This window comes from Gardnerella sp. c10Ua_244 (genome assembly GCF_055818055.1).
In genome coordinates this window covers 415,110-439,844 of record NZ_JARFVS010000002.1, presented here as the reverse complement: position 1 = coordinate 439,844, position 24,735 = coordinate 415,110, and the positions used below count along the sequence as shown (strand labels likewise).

The following is a 24,735-nucleotide window of genomic DNA, read 5'->3' as shown; positions in this document are numbered from 1 at the left end:
AAAAATCAAAAATTTTGTAAAAAAGTGGGGATTTTTGGGGAGGAATGGGGTAAAATGGTGAACAACGTGTAAATGGCATAGTACATGTTGAGTTAAGGAGGTGGAGTATGGCACGTCGTGCTGCTGATAAGCAACCGCGCAATAACGCCAATTCTTCCTCTTCGCATTCCATAAATCAGGCTCAACAAGCTGCTGATTCAAATGTTTCTCAGCAATCGCAGATGCCACTGCAAATGCAAGATTCACAAGTGTCTCAGCAGCAATACGTTCAGCCTGTTCAACCTGTACAGTCTAAGCAGTCAATTCAGGGTTATTATGGTATGCCTTCAACTGTTATGCCAGCAATGCAGCAATATATGCCAGCACCGGTTTTCACCTCCACTCCGTCCGGCGCTGCTGATTCGTCTGCACAAGCTGCAGCTATGCCAGTTGCACCTTTTTATGCTTCTCAATATCAAGAAGCTGTGTCAACTCATCCAGCAACACCTATTTTGTTAGGCACTTATACTCCAAAAATTGACGATAAAGGTCGTGTTGCACTTCCTGCAAAATTCCGTTCTCAGCTCGGAACTGGTTTTGTTATGGCTCGCGGTCAGGAGCATTGTGTTTACGTGCTACCTATGGTTGAGTTCCAGCGTATGGCAACGCAAATTCAGCGCACATCTATGAGCAATAAGTCAGCTCGCGATTATCTTCGTGTGTTCCTTTCTGGTGCTGTTGATGAAGAGCCAGATAAGCAGGGACGCATTGTTGTGCCGCCAATGTTAAGAGATTACGCCAATTTGGGCGATCAAATTGTTGTTATTGGTGTTGGTACGCGTGCAGAGATTTGGAATAAGTCTGCTTGGGAAGAATATCTTGCCGATCGTGAGCAAGGTTATGCAGATATTGCTGACGATGTACTTCCGGCGGTGATGTGATGACTGATGCTATGAAAGATATTACAGCTATTCACGCACCGGTATTATTGCAGGATTGTGTTGATTTAGTTACTCCTTCTTTGCAACACAAAGGCGCAATAGTAGTAGATTGCACTTTAGGCCTTGCTGGTCATGCGACTGCTTTTCTTAAAGCTGCGCCTTTTGCAACACTTATTGGTATTGATCGTGATTCTGAAGCACTTTCGTTAGCAACGCAAAGAATGCGCAGCGAAGGTCTCGAGAATCGTTTTATTCCTGCACATGCAGCATTCGATGAGATTGATGAAGTGCTACAAGAAAACAGCATTGACCGTATTGATGCTGCTTTTATGGATTTGGGTCTTTCAAGTTTGCAAATTGACGAAACTGATCGCGGTTTTTCTTATTCTCACGATACAGCACTTGACATGCGTATGGATACGACGCAAGCAACTACTGCCGCAACGATTTTAGCTACTTATGATTCTCGAGAATTAACTAGAATTTTCCGAGAGTATGGTGAAGAACGTTTTGCTTCTCCTATTGCTCGTCGTATTGTTGAAGTTCGTGCTACGGAGCCTATTGCTACTTCGGGTCAGTTGGTTAGCTTAGTTGACTCTGTAATTCCGAAAGCTCATCGCGCTACTGGAAATCCAGCAAAACGAGTGTTCCAAGCTTTGCGTATTGAAGTGAACGGTGAATTAGATAAATTGAGCCGTACTCTTCCTAAAATTGCTTTACATCTTCGTGAGCATGGTCGCTTAGTTGTTGAATCTTATCATTCGTTGGAAGATACAGCTGTAAAACGTTTTATGAATCAAGGATTAACAGTTGATGTTCCTGCAAACATGCCTGTTATTCCTGATGATGCTCAGCCGTTCTTTAAAGCTCTTACTCGCGGAGCTATGAAAGCTTCTAAAGAAGAAATTGTTCATAACACTAGATCTTCTTCAGTTCGTTTGCGCGCTGTCGAATTATGCCGCCCTATCCCGGAGCGTTGGATTCCAAGGCTTGAAGATGAGGCGGCTGGTCGTAAAGCTATAAAAGGAGGTCGCTGACATGGTATTGAACATGCAAAATCGTGTTTTGCGCTCTTCTGCGTCTTCTGCTTCAGCTCCAGCTGGTCGTACTAAAGATAATTCGACTCGTAAAGAATACGTACATAATTCTGCTCCTTCGGTGTTTAACCCATCTCAACGTAAATCTTCTGCTGTGCTTGAACGATTCAGCAAGGTTATGACATGGAGCAATACGCGCAAAGTACCTCTTGTGAATTGCATGATTATTGTGATTTTTATGGTTGTTACGTTGTTGACTTCGCTTCTTTTGCGTACGCAAATGGCAGAGATTTCCTTCGACCAAACTGCAGTACAGATGCGTATTTCTCGTTTGCATCAGGATGTGGAAGCTCGTCAAGCGAAATTAGATACTTTGGAATCTGAACTTCCTGCAAGAGCGCAACGAATGGGAATGGTTCCGCAACAAGGTTCTATTTCTATTGACTTGAGTGATTATGCAGCAAAACGAAAACATAGTCATTCTGAGAAAACTAAGCACGAAAAACAAGCCGATAACTCAAAACAAACTAATAACTCAAAACAAACAAATAACTCAAAACAAACAAATAACTCAAATAAAACTCAAAAACAAGACCAACAAAATCGTCAATATCAACAGAAAGCAAAACAGGAGAAACATTGATGCGCCACTTAATCAAACAACGTTTCGCTCCTCAGCAGATATTTGCGCGTAAGTGCACCGTAATTGCAATTGTTTTTGCGTTAATTGGTGTTGGTGCAATAGTAAAGCTAAGTTTTATACAGATTATTAATGCTCGCTCAACTGCACAAGCAGCTCAGGCTGAGCGTAGTCGTGTGCGACCAATTCTTGCACGTCGTGGGCGCATACTTGATGCTAATGGTGCTGTGTTGGCTCAAAGTGTTGAGCGATTTAATATTATTGGAGATCCACTTAATGCTCAGGCTTTTGTTCCGACTCCTTGCACAAAACAAACCGAGCATAACTGTCATATGCTTAATGGCAAGCCTGTAGAAGGCACGGGCGCTGTGGCGGTCGCCCGTTTGCTTGCTCCGATTTTGCACATGAGTTCTGTAGAACTTGGTGGAAAACTGGCTGGCGTTGGTCGTTACGTTTTATTGAAACGTAACGTGACTCCTGCAATGAAACGTGCCATTGACGATTTGAATCTTTCTGGGTGTATTTACGCAGAGAACAGTAGTGAACGAGTATATTCAAGCGGTCCTATTCTTGGATCTGTGATTGGTGCTGTTGCTAATGCCGATGAAGTTAATCGTAAAGATATTAAAGATCGTAAAGGTGAGGTTGGTGTTACTGGTCTTGAATTTACTAAAGATGCAACTTTGAATGGCGTGGACGGATATCAGCGTTATCAAGGTAATAATGCAGGAAATGAGAAAATTCCTGGTACTGTAACTGAATCTAAGCCTGCAATCAACGGAAGTGATGTTAAGCTCACAATCGATAGCGATGTCGATTGGTATGTTAAAAAAGTTTTGCTTGATGGCAAGAAAAAATATCATGCAACTTGGGGTATTGCAATAGTGCAAGATGTTCGTACTGGCGAAATACTTGCTTTGGAAGATACTGATGAGATTAAAGCTGGAACAACGCAAGCTAAGGTGAATGTTTCTAGAGCTGTAAGCCAAACCTTTGAGCCTGGTTCTATTGGTAAAGCTTTCTCAATGTCTGGAATGTTACAAACTGGTGCGCATAAGCTTACTGATAAATTTGCTGTTCCTAATACTCTTAATAAGAACGGTCAAGCATTCCATGATGCTGTTAGCCATGGTGTTGAGCGTTGGACATTAGCTGGTATTCTTTCGGAATCTTCTAACGTCGGTATGGTTATGGCTGGTGAAAAATATCCGATAGATAAACGCTATGAGTATCTTTATAAATTTGGTCTTGGTCAGTACTCGGGATTGAATTTGCAAGGAGAATCTTGTGGCTTGCTTCCTAGCGTTCAAGCTTGGGATGGTCGTAAGAAAGATACCGTTCTGTTTGGTCAGGGTTATGCTGTGAATGCTTTGCAGCTTACTAATGCGATTGCAACTATTGCAAATAAAGGCGTTAGGTTGCGTCAGTCAATAGTTAAATCCGTTATAGATTCTAATGGTAGAGTTACGAAGTCTCCTCGTCCTGCAGGAACGCGCGTTTTGGATGAAAATGTTGCTGCACAAATGATGAATGCTTTGGAAAATTCTGGTGAGCATTATCACAGATTTGCTGGTGTCGATGGTTATCGTGTTGCTGCAAAGAGTGGTACAGCTGAAGTTGCTGGCGCTGATGGTAAACTTAGCTCTACAATCAGCGACTGGTCGGGTGCTATACCAGCGGATAATCCTCGCTTCGTCATAACAGTTGTTTTGCGTGATCCACAAGGTATTTATGGTGGTATGACTGCAGGTCCACTGTTCAAAACTATTGGAGAATTCTTAATGCAAAAGTATGATATTCCAGCTTCTTCTCCACGCACAAATCCTGTTCCTGTGAATTGGTAGTGTACGCATTACAATGTTGTTATCTATAAAGTAGGGTGTGCAATGAGTGCGGTTGATGAATACTCTAGAATTAGAGTGACGCTAGGTTTTGCTGCAAAAAATTATGGTTTTGAAGTTGTTCCTGCGTTTGCTTCAGAGGTAACTATTACTTCTATTGCTCATGATGTGCGTCATGTGCGTCCTGGTGGATTATTTGTGCCAATTGGTCATATCGATCGTCGTCAGCTTGAAGCTGCACGTGATGCTGGGGCATATGCTGCATTAGTTTCACCAGAATTTCGTGGTGAGGCTGCAGATTTAGGTCTGCCTTTGCTTGTTTCTTCTGCTAATCCAGTTGCTTTGGGCAAGCTTGCTTGTGATATTAATGCAGATCCTTCTTCATGCGTTGCAATATTTGCGATTGCTGGTGACGATGATGATGAGATCCATGCTAATGTTTTGCGATTAGCTGATTTTTTGCATATGTTAGGTAATCCTGTTGGTGTTATTAGTGATGCTGGATCTACTTCATTGCAGCGCGAATTGTCTTTGCAATATCCTTTAAATATTGCAGATGTACAGCATGCTTTATCTGTGTGTGCAGAAGATGGTGCTGCAGCTGTTGTTATTGCACTTAATTCTGCAACTTTAGCTAAGAACGCGTTACAATCCGTCAGTATTGATGTTCTTGGCGTTGAGCAAACTCAGAATGAAAGCAATTCTGGCGCAGGGTCTGATTCTCAATCTGATGCTAAGTCTAAAGATAGTTCTGATACTAATTCTGAATCTAAAGATGCAGCCTCAAATGTGAAAGTTAGTGCAAAGGCATCTTCTTCACCGCTTTACCCGGCATATGCAACCGGCATGAGTTTTTATGCGTTGCGTCAACGTTATGGTTTTTCTGGAAGAGAGCACGCTTATTGTGTTACTAGATCGGCTGAGTCTGACGAATTAGCTGAATTAGCGGATCAAATTGGTGGCAATGATGTGCAGCGGCATCTTTCATTATCTATTGCAATGGTGTTAGCTGCTGGTGTTCGTCGTGGGACTATTAAAAGTGCGCTGCGAGTTTCGCATGAACTGCACTGAATTATGCTGATTTCATTCGAGTTTTCAAATAAATTAATTGCGTGAGTTTTGTTTAAGAGCTTTTAATTATGTGGCTAATTTGGAGGATGTTATGAGTTGTGTTGAAACTTCGTGTGCCAGCAATGCTGAGAGTTTAGATCATGCCGATATGATGCCTATGAGCATAAGCGAAATTGCTAAAGCTGTTCATGGGGAAATACACGAGTTTAATAGTTATGACACAGATTTAGTTGCAAATTCCGTTTTTAGTGATTCTCGTCAAATCCGTAACGGTTCTGTGTTCGTAGCTATAGTTGGTGAACATGTTGACGGTCATGATTATGTAAAGAATGCTGAAAAATCTGGAGCTGTTGTAGCTATTGTTGAATATGTTGTCGAAGGCACTAATCTCAATCAAATAGTTGTGAATAATTCTATAGAAGCGCTGGGCTTGCTAGCTAAACATAATTTGGAACTTCGCCGCAATCTTAACAAACCTTTCACTATTATTGGTATTACTGGTTCCGTTGGCAAAACAACAACGAAAGATATGTTGAAGGCTTTGTTGAGCACGCTAGGCGAAACAGTTGCTCCTGTTGGATCTTTTAATAATAATATTGGTTTGCCTCTTACTGCTTTGCAAGTTGGCAGTAATACTCGATTTTTAATAGCAGAAATGGGAGCTAATCATGTTGGCGAAATTGCCAATTTAACTCATATTGCTCCTCCGGATCTCGCAATAGTGCTTAAAGTTGGTGTGGCTCATTTAGGTGAATTTGGCTCAGTTGAGCGCATTGCGCAAGCAAAAAGTGAGATTGTGCGTGGGCTTTTGCCACATGGCATAGCAGTATTAAATTCCGACGATAAGCGAGTTTCTGCAATGTCTTGTCTTGTAGAAAATAAGCATGTGCGCTGGTTCGGTAGAAATGTTAAAAACGGATTGCTGGAATCAGCTAGTAAAGATGACTACCAACTTTCAGCTAGCAATATAAAGTTAGATTCTTTTGGTAAAGCAGTTTTTACTACCACTGAACGTAGTAATTCTTCTGATCTAATGAATCATATTGAAGTGCATCTTGCTATACAAGGCGAGCATAATGTTATGAATGCGCTTGCAGCAGCAAATGTTGCTAGATATTTGGGAATGACTTTAGATGATATTGCTTCTGTGCTGTCTAAAGTTTCGCATATTAGCCCGCATCGCATGCAATTGAGTACAGTTTCTAAGAATGACGAGAAATTTACACTTATTGATGATTCCTTTAATGCAAATCCTGATTCTATGAAAGCAGGAATCGATGGTTTGTGCGCCTATGAAAATGATTCTTGTAGTGCATCTTCGAAACCTTTCCGTATAGCGGTTCTTGGTTCTATGTTGGAGCTTGGCAGCAACGAAGATGAATTGCACACAAATATTGGAGAATATGTGGCAAATTCGAGTGTCGATGCAGTTGTTGCTGTTGGTTCAAAAACGGACTCTGACTTAGATAAATTAGCTCACTGTATTGCTCAAGGTGCACGTTCTTCTTGGAATAATAAACTACTTTCTTCTCACGATGCAGTCTACTTTGTGCACAGTGCGGATGAGGCTGATGATATTGTTTGGAAAATTGTGGCCGAGCATCCGAGTAGTGTTGTGTTATTGAAAGGCTCTCATGCTTCAGGCTTGAGTGTGCTTGCTGAACATTGGGCAAATATTTAACTGCTCGATGCTCAATATAAGTGTGAAATTAATAAATTAAGTATTATAGCAAACGGAACAGTAAACGGAGGTTAAGCGGTGATTGCGCTTATTGTAGGAATTGTGGTGTCGCTCGTAGTTACGATTGTTGGCACGCCTTTGCTTATTCGTTTAGTGCATCGTTTGCACTACGGTCAGTACATTCGCCAAGATGGACCACAATCTCATTTAGTAAAGCGCGGCACGCCAACTATGGGCGGTGTTGTTATTAACTTTGCTGTAGTAGCAGGTTGGGCTGCTTCTGCTCTTTATAGATATGTTTCTGTTGGTCGCTCGCCTTCATGGTCTGCTGTTTTGGTGCTGTTTGCAATGCTTTCAATGGGTTTGCTTGGCTTTATTGATGATTTTGCTAAGGTTCGTAAAAAGCAGAATCTTGGTCTTTCTGTACATGCGAAGTTTACTGGTCAAATTATTTTTGCCAGTATTTACGCGCTTTTGTCATTGCTATTGCCAACTCAATCTGGTATTGCTAGCGCTCAACCTGGAATGAGTTTTATTGAAAAACCATTTTTTGATTTTTCTATACTCGGCAACGGTGTAGGAATTGTAGTATTTATTGTTTGGGTTAATTTCCTTATTGCTGCTTGGTCTAACGCTGTAAACTTGACTGATGGACTTGATGGTTTAGCTTCTGGATCTTCTATGATTGCTTTTGCTGGTTACGCTTTGATTGCTTTCTGGGAAAGCTACCATGTGCGCGGAGGCGGTCATTTCGGATTCTCTTACGCTGTTTCTGATCCTCTCGATTTAACTATTATTGCTGTTTGTGCTGCTGTTGCTTGCTTTGGATTCTTGTGGTTTAATTCGAATCCTGCTCAAGTATTTATGGGAGATACTGGTTCGTTGGCTTTAGGCGGATTATTTGCAGCTCTTTCTATTGCAACTCACACAGAGTTTTTGGCTGTGATTTTGGGTGGATTATTTGTAATGGAAGCTGCAAGTGACGTTATTCAAGTTGGATTCTTTAAAGCTACGCATAAGCGTGTGTTCAAAATGGCTCCTATTCATCATCATTTTGAATTGCTCGGCTGGACGGAAACTAAGGTTGTTGTGCGATTCTGGATGATTGAGCTTATGTTTGTGCTTTCTGCACTTATGATGTTCTACGCCGATTGGGCAGGGCATTCTGGCTTGCTTATTTAATTTCAAAAATTGGAAGGCTTCAATATGAATATTGTCGATGGCAATGAAGTATCTGTTTCGTCTGAATCTACTTGTAAGTCGTGCACAAGCGATAAAGCATTTGCTTTTAAGCGTGTATTAGTTGCAGGTCTTGGAGTTTCTGGTCGTGGTGCAGCTGAGGTTTTGCGCGCTGTTGGGTCTGAGCTTGTGACTGCAGACGAAAATAAGCCTGATGCCGATATACATGATTTTTCAGCAATAGACTGGTCTAAAATCGATGCTGTTGTTACATCTCCAGTATTTAACCCTCGCACGCCATTTTTGCAAGAAGCTGCATCGCGCAATATTCCAGTAATGAGCGAAGTTGAATTAGCGTGGCGCTTGCGCGTACCTTCTAAGCGTACGAATAAACCTGCTTATTGGATTGGCATTACTGGCACAAATGGTAAGACTTCTACTACAGAAATGACTTCTGCAATGCTAACCGCTTGCGGATTAAATGCTCCAGCCGTGGGAAATATTGGAAAGTCTGTGTCACATGCTGCTTTGGAATGTGAGCATGATGCCTTATGCGTTGAATTAAGCTCTTTCCAATTGCATTTCACTGATTCTTTAGCTCTTGATTGTGCTGCTATTACTAATATTGCTGCTGATCATTTAGATTGGCATGGTGGCATGGAAGCGTACGCTCGTGACAAGTCAAAAGTATTTAATAATGTGCAAAAAGCTTTGGTTTACAATGCTCAAGATGAGCGTGTAAGCAAATTGGCAGATTGTGCACAAGTTGCTGATGGCTGTAAAAAGATTGGTTTTACGTTAGAAGAGCCTAAAGATGGTGAAATTGGCGTAAAAGATGGTTGGATTGTCGATAACAGCGGTGTTGCTGGAGGAACTAAAGGCACTCTAAAACCTATTGTCGAATTGCGTGAGCTAAAACATCTGTGCGAGCCTGATGGCAGTGTGTATCCGCATTTATTAGCTGATGCTCTTACTGCGTTAGCGTTAGCTTTAGGTTTAACTGGTGACGTAGATTCTTCAGTTCGTGCTTTACGCGAGTTTGCTCCTGGAGGTCATCGCATTCAAACAGTTGCGACTTTGATGTCTGAAGATGAAAATCCTTCGCATTGTATTAGATTTGTAGATGATTCTAAAGCAACTAATGCTCATGCTGCTTGTGCATCTTTAGCTAGTTTTGCTAATAATTCGGTTGTTTGGATTGCTGGCGGTTTAGCTAAAGGTGGTCATTTTGAAGATTTAATTGCAAACCAACTTCATGTGATTAAAGCAGTTGTTGTTATTGGAATAGATCAACGTCCAATTGTTGAAGCTCTTCACAGTTCAGCTCCTCACATTCCAGTAACTATTGTTTCACAGGATGGTTCTTGCGCTAAATCATATGATTGCGTTGATGACTTAGTTTGTGAGTATGTTGAGAATACTTCGCTTGTAAATCCTGATTCTTCATTCGGTGAGACTGTTATGCGTCAAACTGTAGAAGCTGCTGGGCGTTATGCTAAGCCTGGTGATGTTGTTCTGCTTGCTCCTGCTTGTGCCTCTATGGATCAATTTGTTTCGTACGCCGATCGCGGCAATCGTTTTGCTAAAGAATCTCAACGATGGGTGCATAATCATGGTATTCAACAGTAATAAGCCTAAAAAGTTTTTGCGTTCATTAGCGTGCAAAGTCTCAGAAGTTATTATGGAAGATCATATTGAAACAGATTCAGATTCTTCTCATTCTTCCCAAAAGCAAAAATTTGAATCTTTTAAAAAATCTATTAGAACTTCAGCAAGTAAAGTAGGCGAGTCCGTAAGCAAAGCAGGAGCGTATGCAAGCAAAGCGGGTAAGGAATTAGGCAAATCTGTAGGAAAGTCTGTAAGTAAGTCCGTAAGTAGTTCTGTTACTAAAGTTGGCAAATCTGTAGGTTCTTCTTTAAATGAATCTGTAAAATTTGTAAAAGATGTAAAGAAGTCGAAAGCTGCGAAACCAGCGAAACCAGCAAAGCTAGCGAAACCAGCAAATACAGTAAAGCCAGCAAATACAGCAAAGCCAGCAAATACAGCAAAGCCAGCAAATACAGCAAAGCCGGCAAAGTCAATCAAATACGCAAAATTAGCGCATACTGTATCTGGAATATTTTCCTCGAAAAAAGACTACTCAAAAAACTCGTTAGAGCGCAAAACTCAAGATTCAGAATTAAAGAAATACGTTGGCTTGCGCAGTTTAACTAACCCACTGTGGTGCTTATACGGCATGAGAGTATCAGTGGTTATACTGTCGATTTTCGGCTTATTTATGGTGTTTTCTAGTTCTTCAGTAACTATGATCACCTACGGAATTGCACCTTGGGGTCAAGGCGTAAACCAAACAATGTATTGCGTTTTAGGCTTAATTGGCTATATTTTCGCTTCTCGACTTCCAGTTACAGTTTATAGACGATACGTTGCTGTTATTTACATTATTTCTGTTATTGCACAGTTCTTAACATTTGTTCCAGGTTTACGACGTGAAGTTAATGGTAATGCTGGTTGGATTGCTTTCGGCCCTATGACTTTGCAGCCTGCAGAAATTACAAAACTTGCATTATGTATTTGGCTTCCAGTAGCTTTGATTGCTGCAAAACAAGCATATGAGCGTGTGCAAATGCGCGCGTATATTCCTGTAGCAGCAGGACTCGGCGTATCGTTGTTGCTTGTTATTGCAGGTAAGGATCTTGGTACTGCTTTAATTATTATTCTTATTGCACTTATAGCTTTCTACTTAGGTGGATTCCCAACAAAATGGCTTGTTGGAAGCATATTTATTGCTTGCATAATGGTTGCTCTTTTGGTTTTAACAAGCCAAAATCGTATGCGACGTATTCTTGCTACTTTGCACGGATGTGATGCAAAATCAGCTAAAGGCGTTTGTTTCCAAGCAATTCACGCTCAATATGCAATGGCTTCTGGTGGACTATTAGGCGTTGGCATCGGAAACTCTCGTGAAAAATGGAATTATTTGCCTTACGCTCACAATGACTTTATTTTCGCTATTATTGGCGAAGAGATGGGCTTTTTGGTTGCAGCAGCAGTGATTTTGCTATACGTAATTATTGGTTGGTGCATACTATCTTCAGCATTAAAAGCGAAATCGCAATTTATTTCAATCACATTAATGTGTATTGCAACGTGGATTGTAGGCCAAGGATTAGTTAATATTCTTGTTGTTGTGCAAATACTTCCGGTTATGGGAGTGCCTATGCCGTTTGTGTCCGCAGGTGGTTCTTCGCTTGTTATGTGTTTGGTCGCAATTGGCGTAGCTGATGGTCTTATGCGTTCCAATCCGCAACTTACTATATCGAAGTAGTAAGTATTTACAACTTTTTATAATATGAAAGTTATAACAAGGGTAGTGAAATGAAATTTGATAATGCTATTGAGCATGAAGTGCATATTGTTCTTGCAGGCGGGGGCACTGCAGGTCATGTCAATCCTTTGCTTTCTGTTGCAAACGCTATTAAAAAGCTCAATCCTGAAGCGTTAATTAGTGTAATTGGCACAGAAGTTGGTTTGGAAAAAAGTCTTGTTCCGAATGCAGGGTACGAACTTGACGCTATAGAAAAAGTGCCGTTCCCGCGTAAGCCAAATCTAGATGCAATTAAGTTTCCAATTCGATGGATGCGCGAAAAACGCAAAGTGCGAAATATACTAGCCGCTAGAAAAGCAGATATAGTAGTGGGCTTCGGTGGCTATGCTTCTGCTCCAGTATATTCTCAAGCTCATGCGCAGCATATTCCTATTGTGATTCACGAGCAGAATGCTAAATCTGGAATGGCAAATCGCTTGGGTGCAAGTTGGGCTGATGCTGTTGGAACAGTTTATGGGAATACTGATTTGCGCACACGAAAAGGTGTCAAAGTTGAAAGAGTTGGTTTACCTCTTAGACCTGCTATTTCTCAATTGTGTGAAAGATTAGAAAAAGATTATGATTCCGCTCGCGTTGAAGGTGCGCAAAAACTTGGCGTTGACCCTAAACGTCCAATTATTCTTGTTACCGGCGGATCTTTGGGTGCAAAAAGCATAAATCAAGCTGTTGCTGCAGCAGCAGGAGATATTTTAAAACATGCGCAAGTAATTCACTTAACTGGTCGCGCAAAAGCGGAAGAAGTGCGAAATATAGTTGCAAAGCAAGTAGGCGAATCGCAAATAAACGATATTAAACCAGAGCATGCTGGCTGTGGCGATTATCATATTGCAGAATATCTAGAGCGTATTGATTGGGCTTTTGCTTGTGCAGATTTAGTTATATGTCGTGCAGGAGCTGGAACGGTTGCAGAAATTTCTGCACTTGGCTTACCTGCTGTATACGTGCCATTGCCTATTGGCAACGGCGAGCAGCGTTTCAATGCTGAGCCTGTAGTAAATGCAGGGGGAGCAGTAATGGTAAATGATGCTGATTTCAATGCAAAGTGGTTTATAGATGAAGGATTAGCTTTATTGCAAAACAAAAAGCAATTACAAGCTATGCGTACTAAATCTTGGAATTATGGTATTCGTGATGCTGCAGACGTTATGGCGAAGCATATTCTTGAAATCGCAAAAGAAGGCAGAAAGTAATGACTAATCTTAATAGCAATACAACTTCATTTCATAATAATATTGATTTAAACCCAGTAAAATCAGCATTTGATGATTCGCAAACAATTTCAAAATTAGGTCGAGTGCATTTTATTGGTATTGGTGGAGCTGGAATGAGTGTTCTGGCAGAAATGTTGCATGAAGAGGGGGTAAGCGTAAGTGGATGTGATCGCGAAGCAAATGATCACACTCAACGCTTGGAAGAATTAGGTATTGAAGTAGAAATTGGACAAAGTGCTTCACACGTTGAGCATGCAGATGTACTCGTGTATTCAAGTGCTATTAAACCGAGCAATCCGGAGATTATGGCAGCACATGAGCGCGGCATAAAGCTTGTTCATCGCAGCGATATTCTTGCGTTATTATTATCTGCAAAAACTGGCGTGACTGTTGCTGGAGCGCATGGAAAAACAACTACTAGCTCACTTCTTTCTCATATATTAACTGTGGCTGCAGTAGGCGATTTGGCTGATCCAAGCTACGCAATCGGCGGATCTATTCAAGCCGCAGACGGAACAGTTTTAGACGGCGGTCATGCTGGCAATGGAATTGTTATGGTTGCTGAAGCTGACGAATCTGACGGAAGTTTTGAAAAATACAGCCCAAGTATTGCAATCGTAACAAATGCTGAAGCAGATCACTTGGATCATTACGGCTCTAGTGGACGATACAGAGAAGCATTTGTTGAGCACGTAAGTCACGCTGTTAATAACGTAATAATTTGTGCAGAAGACGAAGGTGCTAGAAAAGTACTTGAAGCTATGCCGGATAATATTTTAAACAAAACAATTGCTTACGGTAATTTGGATACTTGGAGCCTAAAAGTCAGCTCGCGCGTACAAAAATTAGCTCTGTTCGCAAGTATTGAGCATGAAAATGAGCAAGCTGTAAGTGGTCGCGAAATGTTTACGCTTGTATTGCCAGAAAAAATTTTGGATGAACATGCTAAATGTTCGAACAAGGTGCAAGTTAGCTTGTTAATACCAGGTTTGCATAATGCGCTTAATGCTTCTGCAGCGATTGTTGCTGCAGTATTGCTCGGTATGAATCCAGAAGATGCGGCTCGTGGTGCAGAAAGCTTCCGAGGTGCGTCTCGTCGTTTTGATATTCGTGGATGTGTTGATGGTGTGACAGTTGTGGACGATTATGCTCACCATCCAACTGAAATAGCTGCATTATTGCGCGCTGCTCGAAGAAAGTACACTTCTTCTACTCTTCGCGTGCTGTTTCAGCCTCATTTGTTCTCCAGAACGCGGGCTTTTGCTAGTGAGTTTGCAAAATCTTTGGCTCTTGCAGACGATGTAATTGTTACAGGAATTTTCCCAGCTCGCGAAAAGCAGGAAGATTTTCCAAATATTAATGCTGAAACTATTGTTAAAGCTGCAAAATCGCAGAATCTTGATGTAAAAATTGAAGCGGTTGACGATATGCGCGAAGCTGCGTTGAAACTGGCTTCGCGTGCAAAATCTGGTGATGTGCTGCTTACAGTTGGTGCAGGAAGTATTACTGCTATGACGTCTGTTATGCTAGAAGCATTGTAGTGCTTTGAAATTAAGCGATTAAAATATAAATAGATTATTACGAGAGGTAATTATGGGTCGCGTGAGGTCAAGCAAATCGTACGATGCTGATGCAAATAATTCGCATCGTCGTACCGTTTCAAGTCTTAATATTGCGCGTACTGAAGAGTCTCGTAGTAATAAATCCAGCAGCATTACGTCTCGTAGCAGTGCGTCTCGTAGTGCTGAATTGCTTAATAATGAATTGCGTAGTGGTGTAGCTCGTGGTGCGAAATCTAATATCGGAAAATCTAATATAAAAAAATCTAGTATCAAAAAAACGCGTGATGAAAAAATTCATATTTCTAAACCTAGATCTGCTTCGTCGTTGCGCAAAGACCAGCGTTTTCAAAGGCATATAATCAGCCAAAACACATCGCAAATACGAGTAGCTGATATCAATGAAAAAAATCATCAAGGTAAGTTTGTTGACGCTAGACTTTTGCCGAAGCTTGATTTTGTAAGAAAAACTTTAAGTCAAACTTCTGGTTCTCTTGGAATGATTACTCGTCCTAGAATAATTAATTTTCGAGAGCGTTTGAAAGAACGTAAATCTGCTTATTTGCAATTTACTGTTAAACGAATTCTTGCAATTCTTGCAGTGATTGCTTCTGTTTCAGCGATTGTTTGGTTTTTATTCTTCTCGCCAGTTTTTCTTCTTAAGTCTAACGATATAAGTATTTCTGGTTCTAACGAGTGGGTGAGTGAGCAAAAAATTGCTTCAATTGCGTCAACTCAGGTTGGTAAATCGCTATTTTTAGTTTCTTCTCAAGAAGTAATTAACCAACTTAACGATATTCCTGGTGTAACTGAAGCAAAAGTTTCTAAGAATTTCCCTAATGGTTTGCATGTTTCTGTACATGCGCAACGTCCTGCAGCAATGCTCAAAACTCGAGATAGCAATAAATTAACTGCTGTTGACGCTAAAGGTCGCGTGTTAAATGCCGTAGCTCAAGTTCCAACGCAAGGAATACCTGTTATCGAAGTTTCAAATGTGCAAAGAAGTTTGAATAATAGAGCGGTACTTGAAGCTGTAAAAATTGTTAGTTCACTTTCGGAATCTTTGCGAGCTAGAGTTACGAAAGTTAGTGCAAAAACTCAAGATTCTGTCGAAACAGAATTAGGGGATGTTAAAAAAACTATCATATGGGGCAATTCGTCTCAGATTGAGTTAAAGAAAGCTATTGTTGCCAAGATTATTGATGATCCTAGTAAAATTGGCAATAAACGCAGCTTAGATGTGTCTGCTCCTGTGCGTCCAATTCTTAAATAGAGTTTTAAAACTTTATTAATTGCATTGTCAAGATTAGGTGTATAATAGTAACTCGTGTGTGCCAACAGCATGCCTTATGTTATAGGCGTGTTGGTTGGGATATCCCAAGTGCCAAAGATAGCGCGCAGTAATGTGTGGCTGGAGGTGCGAGGGCCATCGGGCCGGTGGACTGTGGCTTTTACTCTTTAACCGATTCTTTGGTTATGGTGTGCTGCAGTGTGGCGGTTTTCACCAAATAGAAGATAACAATGAATCGGAGAACTTAAGTTGCCTACGATTGAACAACTTGTCCGTAAAGGACGTCAGGCCAAGCCGAAAAAGTCAAAGACTTTGGCCTTGAAGGGTAGCCCGCTGCGTCGTGGCGTATGCACCCGTGTATACACCACCACTCCTAAGAAGCCAAATTCCGCGCTTCGTAAGGTTGCTCGTGTGCGCCTCAGCTCTGGTATTGAAGTAACCGCCTATATTCCAGGCGAAGGTCACAACTTGCAGGAGCACTCCATCGTGCTCGTGCGTGGTGGCCGTGTGAAGGATCTCCCAGGTGTGCGTTACCACATCGTGCGTGGCGCATTAGATACCCAGGGTGTCAAGGACCGCAAGCAGGGTCGTTCCCTGTATGGAGCAAAGAAGGCGAAGTAAAACATGTCACGTAAAGGACCTGCAAAAAAGCATCAACTGCTTCCTGATCCAATCTACGGCTCGACCGTCGTGGCTCAGTTGATTAACAAAATCCTTCTCGATGGTAAGAAGTCCATCGCAGAAAACATCGTCTACACCGCTCTTGAGCAGGTGAAGGCAAAGACCGAGCAGGAGCCAGTTTCTGTATTGAAGCGCGCTCTTGATAACATTCGTCCAAATCTTGAGGTTCGTTCTCGCCGCGTTGGTGGTGCAACTTATCAGGTTCCAGTCGAAGTTAAGCCTGCTCGCGCAAACACTCTTTCCCTCCGCTGGCTTACTGACTTCTCACGCGCTCGTCGTGAAAAGACTATGGCTGAGCGCTTGGCCAACGAAATTCTCGATGCCTCCAATGGCTTGGGTGCTTCCGTGAAGCGCCGCGAGGATACCCACAAGATGGCAGAAGCAAACAAGGCTTTTGCTCACTATCGCTGGTAATCCACAAGATAATCGGTATCTTAAAGAGCTAAGGATAAGAATATGGCACAAGATGTGCTTAACGACCTGAATATGGTTCGTAATATCGGCATCATGGCGCACATTGATGCTGGTAAGACTACTACCACCGAACGTATTCTTTACTACACTGGTAAGAACTACAAAATCGGTGAAACTCATGATGGTGCTTCTACCATGGACTTCATGGCTCAGGAGCAGGAGCGCGGTATTACTATTCAGTCTGCTGCAACTACCTGCTTCTGGAAGCGTCAAACTCATGACGTTGATGACCGCTATCAGATCAACATCATCGATACCCCAGGTCACGTGGACTTCACCGCTGAGGTGGAACGTTCCCTTCGCGTGCTCGATGGTGCTGTAGCAGTCTTCGATGGTAAGGAAGGTGTGGAACCTCAGTCTGAAACCGTGTGGCGTCAGGCTGATAAGTATAGCGTCCCACGTATCTGCTTCATCAATAAGATGGATAAGCTTGGCGCTGATTTCTACTATTCCGTCAAGACCATCAAGGAGAAGCTCGGTGCAACTCCACTCGTTATTCAGCTTCCAATCGGTGCTGAAAACGACTTCGTTGGCGTTGTTGACTTGATTCGTATGAAGGCTTACGTCTGGAATGACGTTAAGGACGATATGGGTGCTCACTATGACACCGTTGACATTCCTGAAGATTTGCAGGAACGTGCAGAGCAGTATCGTGCTGAACTTATGGATCAGGTTGCTGAAGCTGACGATGAGCTGGTTGAGAAGTACCTCGAAACTGGCGAACTTACTGAAGAAGAAATGCGCGCTGGTATCCGTAAGCTTACCATTGAGCGTAAGGCATTCCCAGTAACTTGCGGTTCTGCATTCAAGGATAAGGGTGTTCAGCCAATGCTGGATGCTGTTGTCGACTTCCTCCCAAGCCCAGAAGATGTTCCATCTATTAAGGGCTTCAAGCCAGGCGACGAATCTGTTGAAATTGACCGTAAGCCAGTTAATACAGATCCATTCGCAGCATTGGTATTCAAGATTTCAACCCATCCATTCTATGGCAAGCTCGTGTTCGTGCGCGTTTACTCTGGCGAAGTAAAGCCAGGCGATTCCGTGTACGATTCCACGAAGTCCAAGAAGGAACGCGTTGGTAAGATTTTCCAGATGCATGCTGATAAGGAAAATCCTGTAGATTCAGCTGAAGCTGGTAACATCTACACCTTCGTTGGTTTGAAGAACGTCAGCACTGGTGATACTTTGTGCGACGAAAAGAACCCAATTTCTTTGGAATCCATGACATTCCCAGATCCTGTTATTGAGGTTGCTGTGGAGCCAAAGACGAAGGCTGATCAGGAAAAGATGAGCTTGGCTTTGGCTAAGCTTTCTGACGAGGATCCTACATTCCAGGTTAAGACCGATGAGGAATCTGGTCAGACTTTGATTTCCGGTATGGGCGAGCTTCAGCTTGACATTATCGTTGATCGTATGCGTCGTGAGTTCAAGGTCGAAGCGAATGTTGGTAAGCCACAGGTTGCTTACCGTGAGACGATTCGTAAGGCTGTTATGAACCAGGAATACACTCACAAGAAGCAGACCGGTGGTTCTGGTCAGTTTGCAAAGGTTTTGATGAACTTCGAACCTCTCGACACAGAATCTGGCGAAACCTACCAGTTTGTCAACGAAGTTACCGGCGGTCACATCACCAAGGAATTCATTCCTTCAATCGATGCAGGCGTGCAGGAAGCTATGGAATCCGGCGTTTTGGCTGGCTTCCCAGTTGTGGGTGTAAAGGCAACCGTCACCGACGGTCAGACTCACGATGTCGATTCTTCGGAAATGGCCTTCAAGATCGCAGGTTCCATGTGCTTCAAGGAAGCTGCTCCTAAGGCTAATCCGGTAATTCTCGAACCAATTATGGCTGTCGAAGTCCGTACTCCAGAAGAGTACATGGGCGACGTCATGGGCGATTTGAACTCTCGTCGCGGTAACATCCAGTCTATGACTGATGCCACTGGCGTGAAAGTTATCGACGCCAAGGTGCCGCTGAGCGAAATGTTCGGCTACATTGGCGATCTTCGTTCCAAGACTCAGGGCCGCGCAATGTTCACCATGCAGATGGACTCTTACGCGGAGGTTCCGAAGGCCGTTTCGGACGAGATTATTAAGGCTCAGCGCGGCGAATAAAGCGCACGCTACTTCGGTGTTTTCTGTCCCCGGTCAACGCTAGAATTTCCTACGTTGACTGGGTTCTGGCACCGAAGTGGCACCTAACCCAGAAACCCAGTAATATGTAGCGAAAGACCTCTCACAAATGTGTGAGGCAAACTACGAGACGTCCAGGAGGACAAACACATGGCAAAGGAAAAGTACGAGCGTACTAAGCCGCATGTTAACATTGGTACCATTGGTCACGTTGATCACGGTAAGACTACCTTGACCGCGGCTATTTCTAAGGTGCTGCATGGCGAGTATCCAGATCTGAACCCTCAGTATGACTTCGATCAGATTGATGCCGCTCCAGAAGAGAAGGAACGCGGCATTACCATTAACATCGCACACATCGAGTATCAGACCGCTGAGCGTCACTACGCTCACGTGGACGCTCCAGGCCACGCTGATTACGTGAAGAACATGATCACCGGTGCTGCTCAGATGGATGGCGCAATCCTCGTGGTTGCTGCTACCGATGGTCCTATGGCTCAGACCCGTGAGCACGTTTTGCTCGCTAAGCAGGTCGGTGTCCCGAAGATCCTCGTTGCTTTGAACAAGTGCGATATGGTTGATGATCCAGAACTTATCGACCTCGTCGAAGAAGAGGTTCGTGACCTCCTCGAAGAAAACGGCTTCGATCGCGACTGCCCAGTCATCCGCACCTCTGCTTACGGTGCTTTGCACGATGACGCTCCAGATCATGAGAAGTGGGTAGAGACCGTCAAGGAGCTCATGAAGGCTGTTGACGAGTACATCCCAACCCCAACTCACGATCTTGACAAGCCATTCTTGATGCCAATCGAAGATGTGTTCACCATCTCCGGTCGTGGTACCGTTGTCACCGGTCGTGTTGAGCGTGGTAAGCTCCCAATCAACACCCCAGTTGAGATCGTTGGTTTGCGTCCAACTCAGACCACCACCGTTACCTCCATCGAAACCTTCCACAAGCAGATGGATGAGGCCGAGGCTGGCGATAACACTGGTCTTCTTCTCCGTGGTATCAACCGTACTGATGTTGAGCGTGGTCAGGTTGTGGCTGCTCCAGGTTCTGTGACCCCACACACCAAGTTCGAAGGCGAAGTTTACGTCTTGACCAAGGACGAAGGTGGCCGTCACTCGCCGTTCTTCTCCAACTACCGTCCACAGTTCTACTTCCGCACCACCGACGTCACCGGCGTTATCACCTTGCCAGACGGCGTTGAGATGGTTCAGCCAGGCGATCACGCAACCTTCACTGTTGAGTTGATCCAGGCAATCGCAATGGAAGAGGGCTTGACCTTCGCAGTTCGTGAAGGTGGCCGTACCGTTGGTTCCGGTCGTGTGACCAAGATTCTTGCCTAGTATTTTTCTAACTGAAAAATATTAGCTAAGGCTTAATAAAGACCCCGCGAGGAAACTCTCGTGGGGTCTTTTGTTGTATGTGCTTGTTTTATCAGCGCGACGACCTGCTTGAGCGCTACGATTTAGCGCGCGAAAGCAACTCGGAGCGCCGAGCTTGCTCAGGGTTGAAAGCACAGTGTGCTTTCAACGCAAGCGAGGTCTGCCTTCGTCAATAAAGACGAAGGTAGGGCAGGTTTGTGTGGTAGTTCATTAGGAATTTGCTGTGACTGGTATGCGCTGACGACCTGCTTGAGCGCTGCGATTTAGCGCGAGAAAGCAACTCGGAGCGGAAACTCGCTTAGGTTGGAAGTCCGGGGGACTTCCAACGCGAGTTTCGTAAGCGAGCGCGTTACCCACGTGAGCGCCACTGTTTTTTCGTTACTGGTGCAGTTTGTGTTCTGTGTTAGTGTCTCATTTTGCTTGTTTTGGGACACTGGTGCAGATTGCGTACTGTGTTAGTGTCTGTCTCTGGTAGGTGATTTGAGAAGTGTGTGAGAGATGGGTGTTAGTAACGCTCGGCACTGTTAACGCGTTCGCGTTTGGAGTACAGAGAGCATAATAAAACCCTGCCAAATACTAATCTGGCAGGGTTAAATAGCTAAGCAACTAACACACGTATGTTAGTTTTAGTATTGCTAATCTCTATTATCTCCAAGCAACTCTAGCAAGTAGATGAACATGTTAATGAAGTCCAAGAACAGTTGGAATGCGCAGAAAATAGATACTTTCTTAACCATTTCAGGCTGATTTTCATATTGTGCAAGTAATGCGCGAGTTTGCTGAGCATCGTAAGCTGTTAAACCTGCAAAAATAACGATGCCAATTCCAGCCATAAGACGCATTGTTCCAGTATCTTGCCCAATAAACGAAATAATAATTTGCGCAACAACGAATACAAGTAATGCAACCATTAAAATTGGACCAGCTTTAAGCAAATCCTTTTTTGTAGTAAGTGCAAGCATTGTCAAGCACAGGAAGAATCCTGCAGTTAAAGCAAATACTAATGCCACAGATCCAAGGCTAAATACTTGAAAGACTGAGCTTAAAGTAAATCCTGTTAAAGCAGCATAAGCATAGAACAAAACTCGTACTGTTGTCTCACTCATTTTCATTAAGCGTGTTCCAAGAACAACTGCTATCACAACCTGAGCAATTGCCAACATTATCCAACCCCATCCGCGGGTTGCAAACATAAATCTAAGCCAGAAATTACCGCTCTGAGTGAACAGTGCCACAAGAGTTGTAACAATCAATCCAAGCGTCATTTCGCCATAAGTGCGTCCTACTGAAACTCTTTTTGCTTCTTCAAAAGCATATGTTGCCTGAGTGTCAATAACTTCAGGAGCACCGCTTCTGTAATAATCTTGAGTAAAGTTTGTCATTATTTCTCCTTAACAGCTATGAAATAAAACGCTGTCAAGACAACGTTCTCACATAATTATAATTAAAGCATCTGGGAAAATGCTAAAAAAATACAGCATAATTTATACGTTCGTACAATAAGCTGGTTTTAGTCTTGCATAAGATTACGCCTAATATGGCATAAGCTTGCGCTTCGTATTGATATTATGCCTTACTATTAGGTGCTTCTTCAACTTGAGGAGCACCATTAATATCGCGGTGAATACCTTGCATTTGTGTTTCAATATTTTGCAAGCTATGCGCGCAATCGAGCAAAGTTTGAGAGTGCTCAGCCAACTTTGCATCCGGCAAACCGGCTTTGTATCTTAAAGCGTGCTCCAAGCTAGCCCAATAATCCATAGCAATAGTTCGGAATTGCACTTCAACTGGCGTGTAGTGTGCTCCAGAAGACAAGAACACAGGAACTGCATAAATTACGTGCAAACTGCGGTATCCATTAGGTTTTGGATTCTTAATATAATCCTTAACTTGCAATACTTGAATGTCTGTTTGTTTAGAAAGATATTGCGCTACAGAATACACATCGTCGCAGTAGTTGCAAATTACGCGAATTCCAGCTACGTCGAAAAGATTATCGCGTATAGAGCGTGTGGAAATATCTAGATGACGCCTTTGCAGTTTCTCAAAAATTGAGTGCACTGATTTAAGACGACGCTCCATGTGATGAATTGGGTCGTGAGAGAACCGCACCTGAAATTCGCTATCTAGAATCTCGAGCTTCGTACTTATTTCGTACATTGCTCCTTCGTAAATTTGCATCATGTTTACAAATTCGTCGATTTGGTCTTCAGGAAGCATAAGCGAATTAGTTTTGCCGCATTGGGAGCAATTTTGTTGGTTTTTTGTATTGTCAACATTGCTGCTAACGTTGCTGCTTTCATTAGCTGCTTCGTTGCTATGAAGACGCGCATAGAGTTCTGCTGCGTTTACGCGGTTATGACGATCAAGTATCACGTCTTTTAATAATACTATAAAAACTGCTAAACGTCTGGGAGTGCGTATGTAAATGTAATATTCTTTGCAAAGCGTGATATAAATATCTTAGGTAATTGAGCGCAAGCAAAATCTAGCAAAGTATTTTGACGAGGAGTGTATTTTGTCTGAAAATAAGCAGGATAATATTCCTAAAGTAATTTCAATAGTTGGTCCTACGGCTTCAGGCAAAACTAGTCTTGGTATTGCGCTTGCGAAAAAATTAGCTGAGCGTGGGATTCGTGCGGAAATCATCAACGCAGACGCGTATCAAATGTATCGTTACATGGATATTGGCACGGCTAAGGCGAGTGCGCAGGAGCAGGCGGAAGTACCACACCATTTGCTTGACATAATTGATCCTGAAGAAACGATGACGGTTGCGCGATTTCAAGTTTTAGCCAGGCAGTGTATTAGTGAGTTGCAATCGCGTGGTGTGAGGCCGATTTTAGTTGGAGGATCGGGATTGTATGCTCGTGCTGCTGTGGATGATATTACATTTCCAGGCACGGATGAGTCTATTCGTGCAGCTTTGGAGGAGCGCGAGCGCAAAGAGGGAGCGAGTGCGCTGTTTGATGAGTTGCAACAAAAGGATCCGGTTGCTGCGGCTCATATGGATGCGCGCAATCCGCGACGTACAATTCGCGCGCTTGAAGTGATTGAGCTTACGGGAAAGCCTTATTCCGCAACGCTTCCGAAGTATAAGTATGTGATTGATTGCGTGCAAATTGGCTTAGATTTGCGTCGTGAAGATTTAGATAAGCGCGTGGATTTACGTACGCAAATTATGCGTGAGCAGGGTTTTGTGGATGAGGTGCGCGCGATTCGAGAGCGATTGGGTGTGACTGCAGCTCGTGCTCTTGGCTACCAGCAGATTATGGATTATTTGGATGGCGTGTGGAGCGAGGATGAGGCTTTTGCGGATATTGCACAAAAAACTCGACGACTTGCACGCAAACAAATGGGTTGGTTTGGTAGGGATGCTCGCATCCACTGGTTGGACGCGTTGCGACCGGATCTTGCGGAAGCTGCGCTCGCGATTGTTGCTGCTGCGGATGCGGGGGAGTTTGATTGCAATAGTTCTGATGCTACTGAGCACGCTACTCAGCACCATCTCGGAGATGCTTTCGAAGCTTAACTTAAATCTTGGAAACATTGGGGTTTACTACAAATAACGCCACTGTTTAAGCAGTGGCGTTATTGCGTTTGTGGAGTCGCGGGGAATTGAACCCCGGTCCGGTGACCGTACCCTCGGTCTTCTACGTGCGTAGTCTGCTGGCCGCACGGCAGTTTTTCTGCCCCCATGTTATAGCAGACAATTCATGGCGAGCATATCTACAGTCAAAGTCCCTGAATTGCCCTGCAGCTCGGCAATTCAAGCAAGTCTTCTCATGACGTTCAGCACCACTCCGAAGACGTGAGTGGGTGAACGGAGCAGCTGCTCACTGGTTAATCCTGGCGCGAAGCTCAGGCAGCGAGAGCGAACTCAGTGCGATTAGATTTAGCACTTATTCTTTTGCGAAAGGACGTTTACGAGTGGACTTCCGCATTCTCGGCACGCTTCCCCGCGGCGAACAGATCGCCGTCGAAACCGATCGACCCCTTTTGATTTTTCAAACAATCGTTGCACTAGAGCACACGTTTTTATATTGTATCATATTTTAATGCGACGAATTGCTTGAGTGCTTATTTCTCACGGAATAGCAGTTCGCCTAACGCATGATGATATGGGCGCCCTCACTGAGCTTATTCCTAACGGCATAGTCGTTCGGATGATTTTTTTTGGGGGGGGGGGTATTGATTAGTATATTATTAGTTAGGTGATTTTATTTGCCAAGTGTAAATATGA

The 24,735-nt window shown here is 43.3% G+C and carries 19 protein-coding genes and 1 other RNA gene; 17 read left to right on the top strand and 3 right to left on the bottom strand.

The window, feature by feature from the left end:
* Positions 1-107: 107 nt before the first annotated feature.
* The 16 genes from mraZ (at position 108) to tuf (ending at position 20,453) form a co-directional block, all read left to right on the top strand.
* Positions 108-920, top strand: coding sequence for a division/cell wall cluster transcriptional repressor MraZ (mraZ, locus tag P0108_RS05040; RefSeq protein WP_004108525.1), 813 nt, complete (start codon positions 108-110; stop codon positions 918-920).
* Positions 921-931: 11 nt separating this feature from the next.
* Entirely contained in the window at positions 932-1,957 is a 1,026-nt protein-coding gene (rsmH, locus tag P0108_RS05035) for a 16S rRNA (cytosine(1402)-N(4))-methyltransferase RsmH (protein ID WP_033888517.1), read from the top strand.
* A 1-nt stretch (position 1,958) separates the two neighbouring features.
* Positions 1,959-2,600 carry a cell division protein FtsL gene (gene ftsL, locus P0108_RS05030; protein WP_076003027.1) on the top strand — a complete coding sequence of 214 codons (642 nt, stop codon included), beginning with the start codon at positions 1,959-1,961 and terminating at the stop codon, positions 2,598-2,600.
* Complete coding sequence (locus tag P0108_RS05025; RefSeq protein WP_012914402.1) at positions 2,600-4,441, top strand: peptidoglycan D,D-transpeptidase FtsI family protein; 1,842 nt, start codon at positions 2,600-2,602, stop codon at positions 4,439-4,441. Before ftsL ends, P0108_RS05025 begins: the two co-directional genes overlap by 1 nt.
* A gap of 42 nt (positions 4,442-4,483) precedes the next feature.
* Positions 4,484-5,509, top strand: coding sequence for a hypothetical protein (locus P0108_RS05020; RefSeq protein ID WP_004108517.1), 1,026 nt, complete (start codon positions 4,484-4,486; stop codon positions 5,507-5,509).
* 91 nt (positions 5,510-5,600) lie between these two features.
* A complete protein-coding gene (locus P0108_RS05015) occupies positions 5,601-7,190 on the top strand; it encodes a UDP-N-acetylmuramoyl-tripeptide--D-alanyl-D-alanine ligase (RefSeq protein ID WP_473730845.1) in 1,590 nt (529 codons plus the stop codon).
* Between the two features lie 78 nt (positions 7,191-7,268).
* Positions 7,269-8,372 (top strand): phospho-N-acetylmuramoyl-pentapeptide-transferase, encoded by a 1,104-nt coding sequence (gene mraY, locus P0108_RS05010; RefSeq protein WP_004108513.1) that lies wholly within the window; start codon positions 7,269-7,271, stop codon positions 8,370-8,372.
* A 24-nt stretch (positions 8,373-8,396) separates the two neighbouring features.
* Positions 8,397-9,998 (top strand): UDP-N-acetylmuramoyl-L-alanine--D-glutamate ligase, encoded by a 1,602-nt coding sequence (gene murD / locus P0108_RS05005; protein WP_473730815.1) that lies wholly within the window; start codon positions 8,397-8,399, stop codon positions 9,996-9,998.
* Positions 9,999-10,485: 487 nt separating this feature from the next.
* Complete coding sequence (locus P0108_RS05000) at positions 10,486-11,697, top strand: peptidoglycan glycosyltransferase FtsW (RefSeq protein WP_233186349.1); 1,212 nt, start codon at positions 10,486-10,488, stop codon at positions 11,695-11,697.
* 50 nt (positions 11,698-11,747) lie between these two features.
* The gene (locus tag P0108_RS04995) at positions 11,748-12,947 is read left to right on the top strand and encodes a UDP-N-acetylglucosamine--N-acetylmuramyl-(pentapeptide) pyrophosphoryl-undecaprenol N-acetylglucosamine transferase (protein WP_473730814.1); all 1,200 of its coding nucleotides are present in this window, start codon (positions 11,748-11,750) and stop codon (positions 12,945-12,947) included.
* The gene (gene murC, locus P0108_RS04990; protein WP_473730813.1) at positions 12,947-14,509 is read left to right on the top strand and encodes a UDP-N-acetylmuramate--L-alanine ligase; all 1,563 of its coding nucleotides are present in this window, start codon (positions 12,947-12,949) and stop codon (positions 14,507-14,509) included. Before P0108_RS04995 ends, murC begins: the two co-directional genes overlap by 1 nt.
* 52 nt (positions 14,510-14,561) lie before the next feature.
* The gene (locus P0108_RS04985; protein ID WP_064621565.1) at positions 14,562-15,800 is read left to right on the top strand and encodes a cell division protein FtsQ/DivIB; all 1,239 of its coding nucleotides are present in this window, start codon (positions 14,562-14,564) and stop codon (positions 15,798-15,800) included.
* A 267-nt stretch (positions 15,801-16,067) separates the two neighbouring features.
* The gene (rpsL, locus tag P0108_RS04980) at positions 16,068-16,439 is read left to right on the top strand and encodes a 30S ribosomal protein S12 (protein WP_003813881.1); all 372 of its coding nucleotides are present in this window, start codon (positions 16,068-16,070) and stop codon (positions 16,437-16,439) included.
* Positions 16,440-16,442: 3 nt separating this feature from the next.
* Positions 16,443-16,913, top strand: a complete 471-nt coding sequence (gene rpsG / locus P0108_RS04975; RefSeq protein WP_012914396.1) for a 30S ribosomal protein S7 — start codon at positions 16,443-16,445, stop codon at positions 16,911-16,913.
* A gap of 42 nt (positions 16,914-16,955) precedes the next feature.
* Positions 16,956-19,085 (top strand): elongation factor G, encoded by a 2,130-nt coding sequence (gene fusA, locus P0108_RS04970; RefSeq protein ID WP_004107409.1) that lies wholly within the window; start codon positions 16,956-16,958, stop codon positions 19,083-19,085.
* 168 nt (positions 19,086-19,253) lie between these two features.
* Positions 19,254-20,453: an elongation factor Tu gene (gene tuf / locus P0108_RS04965; RefSeq protein WP_004118785.1), complete on the top strand. Its 1,200-nt coding sequence runs from the start codon at positions 19,254-19,256 to the stop codon at positions 20,451-20,453.
* Between the two features lie 674 nt (positions 20,454-21,127).
* On the opposite strand, the gene P0108_RS04960 is transcribed toward tuf, so the two are convergent.
* Positions 21,128-21,874 (bottom strand): Bax inhibitor-1/YccA family protein, encoded by a 747-nt coding sequence (locus tag P0108_RS04960; protein WP_004108493.1) that lies wholly within the window; start codon positions 21,872-21,874, stop codon positions 21,128-21,130.
* Positions 21,875-22,058: 184 nt separating this feature from the next.
* Positions 22,059-22,868: a GTP pyrophosphokinase gene (locus tag P0108_RS04955; protein WP_004108491.1), complete on the bottom strand. Its 810-nt coding sequence runs from the start codon at positions 22,866-22,868 to the stop codon at positions 22,059-22,061.
* Between the two features lie 142 nt (positions 22,869-23,010).
* Between P0108_RS04955 and miaA the strand changes: the two genes are divergently transcribed.
* A complete protein-coding gene (gene miaA, locus P0108_RS04950) occupies positions 23,011-24,024 on the top strand; it encodes a tRNA (adenosine(37)-N6)-dimethylallyltransferase MiaA (RefSeq protein WP_064621564.1) in 1,014 nt (337 codons plus the stop codon).
* Between the two features lie 68 nt (positions 24,025-24,092).
* On the opposite strand, the gene ssrA is transcribed toward miaA, so the two are convergent.
* Positions 24,093-24,489, bottom strand: a transfer-messenger RNA (tmRNA) gene (ssrA, locus tag P0108_RS04945).
* Between the last annotated feature and the right edge of the window lie 246 nt (positions 24,490-24,735).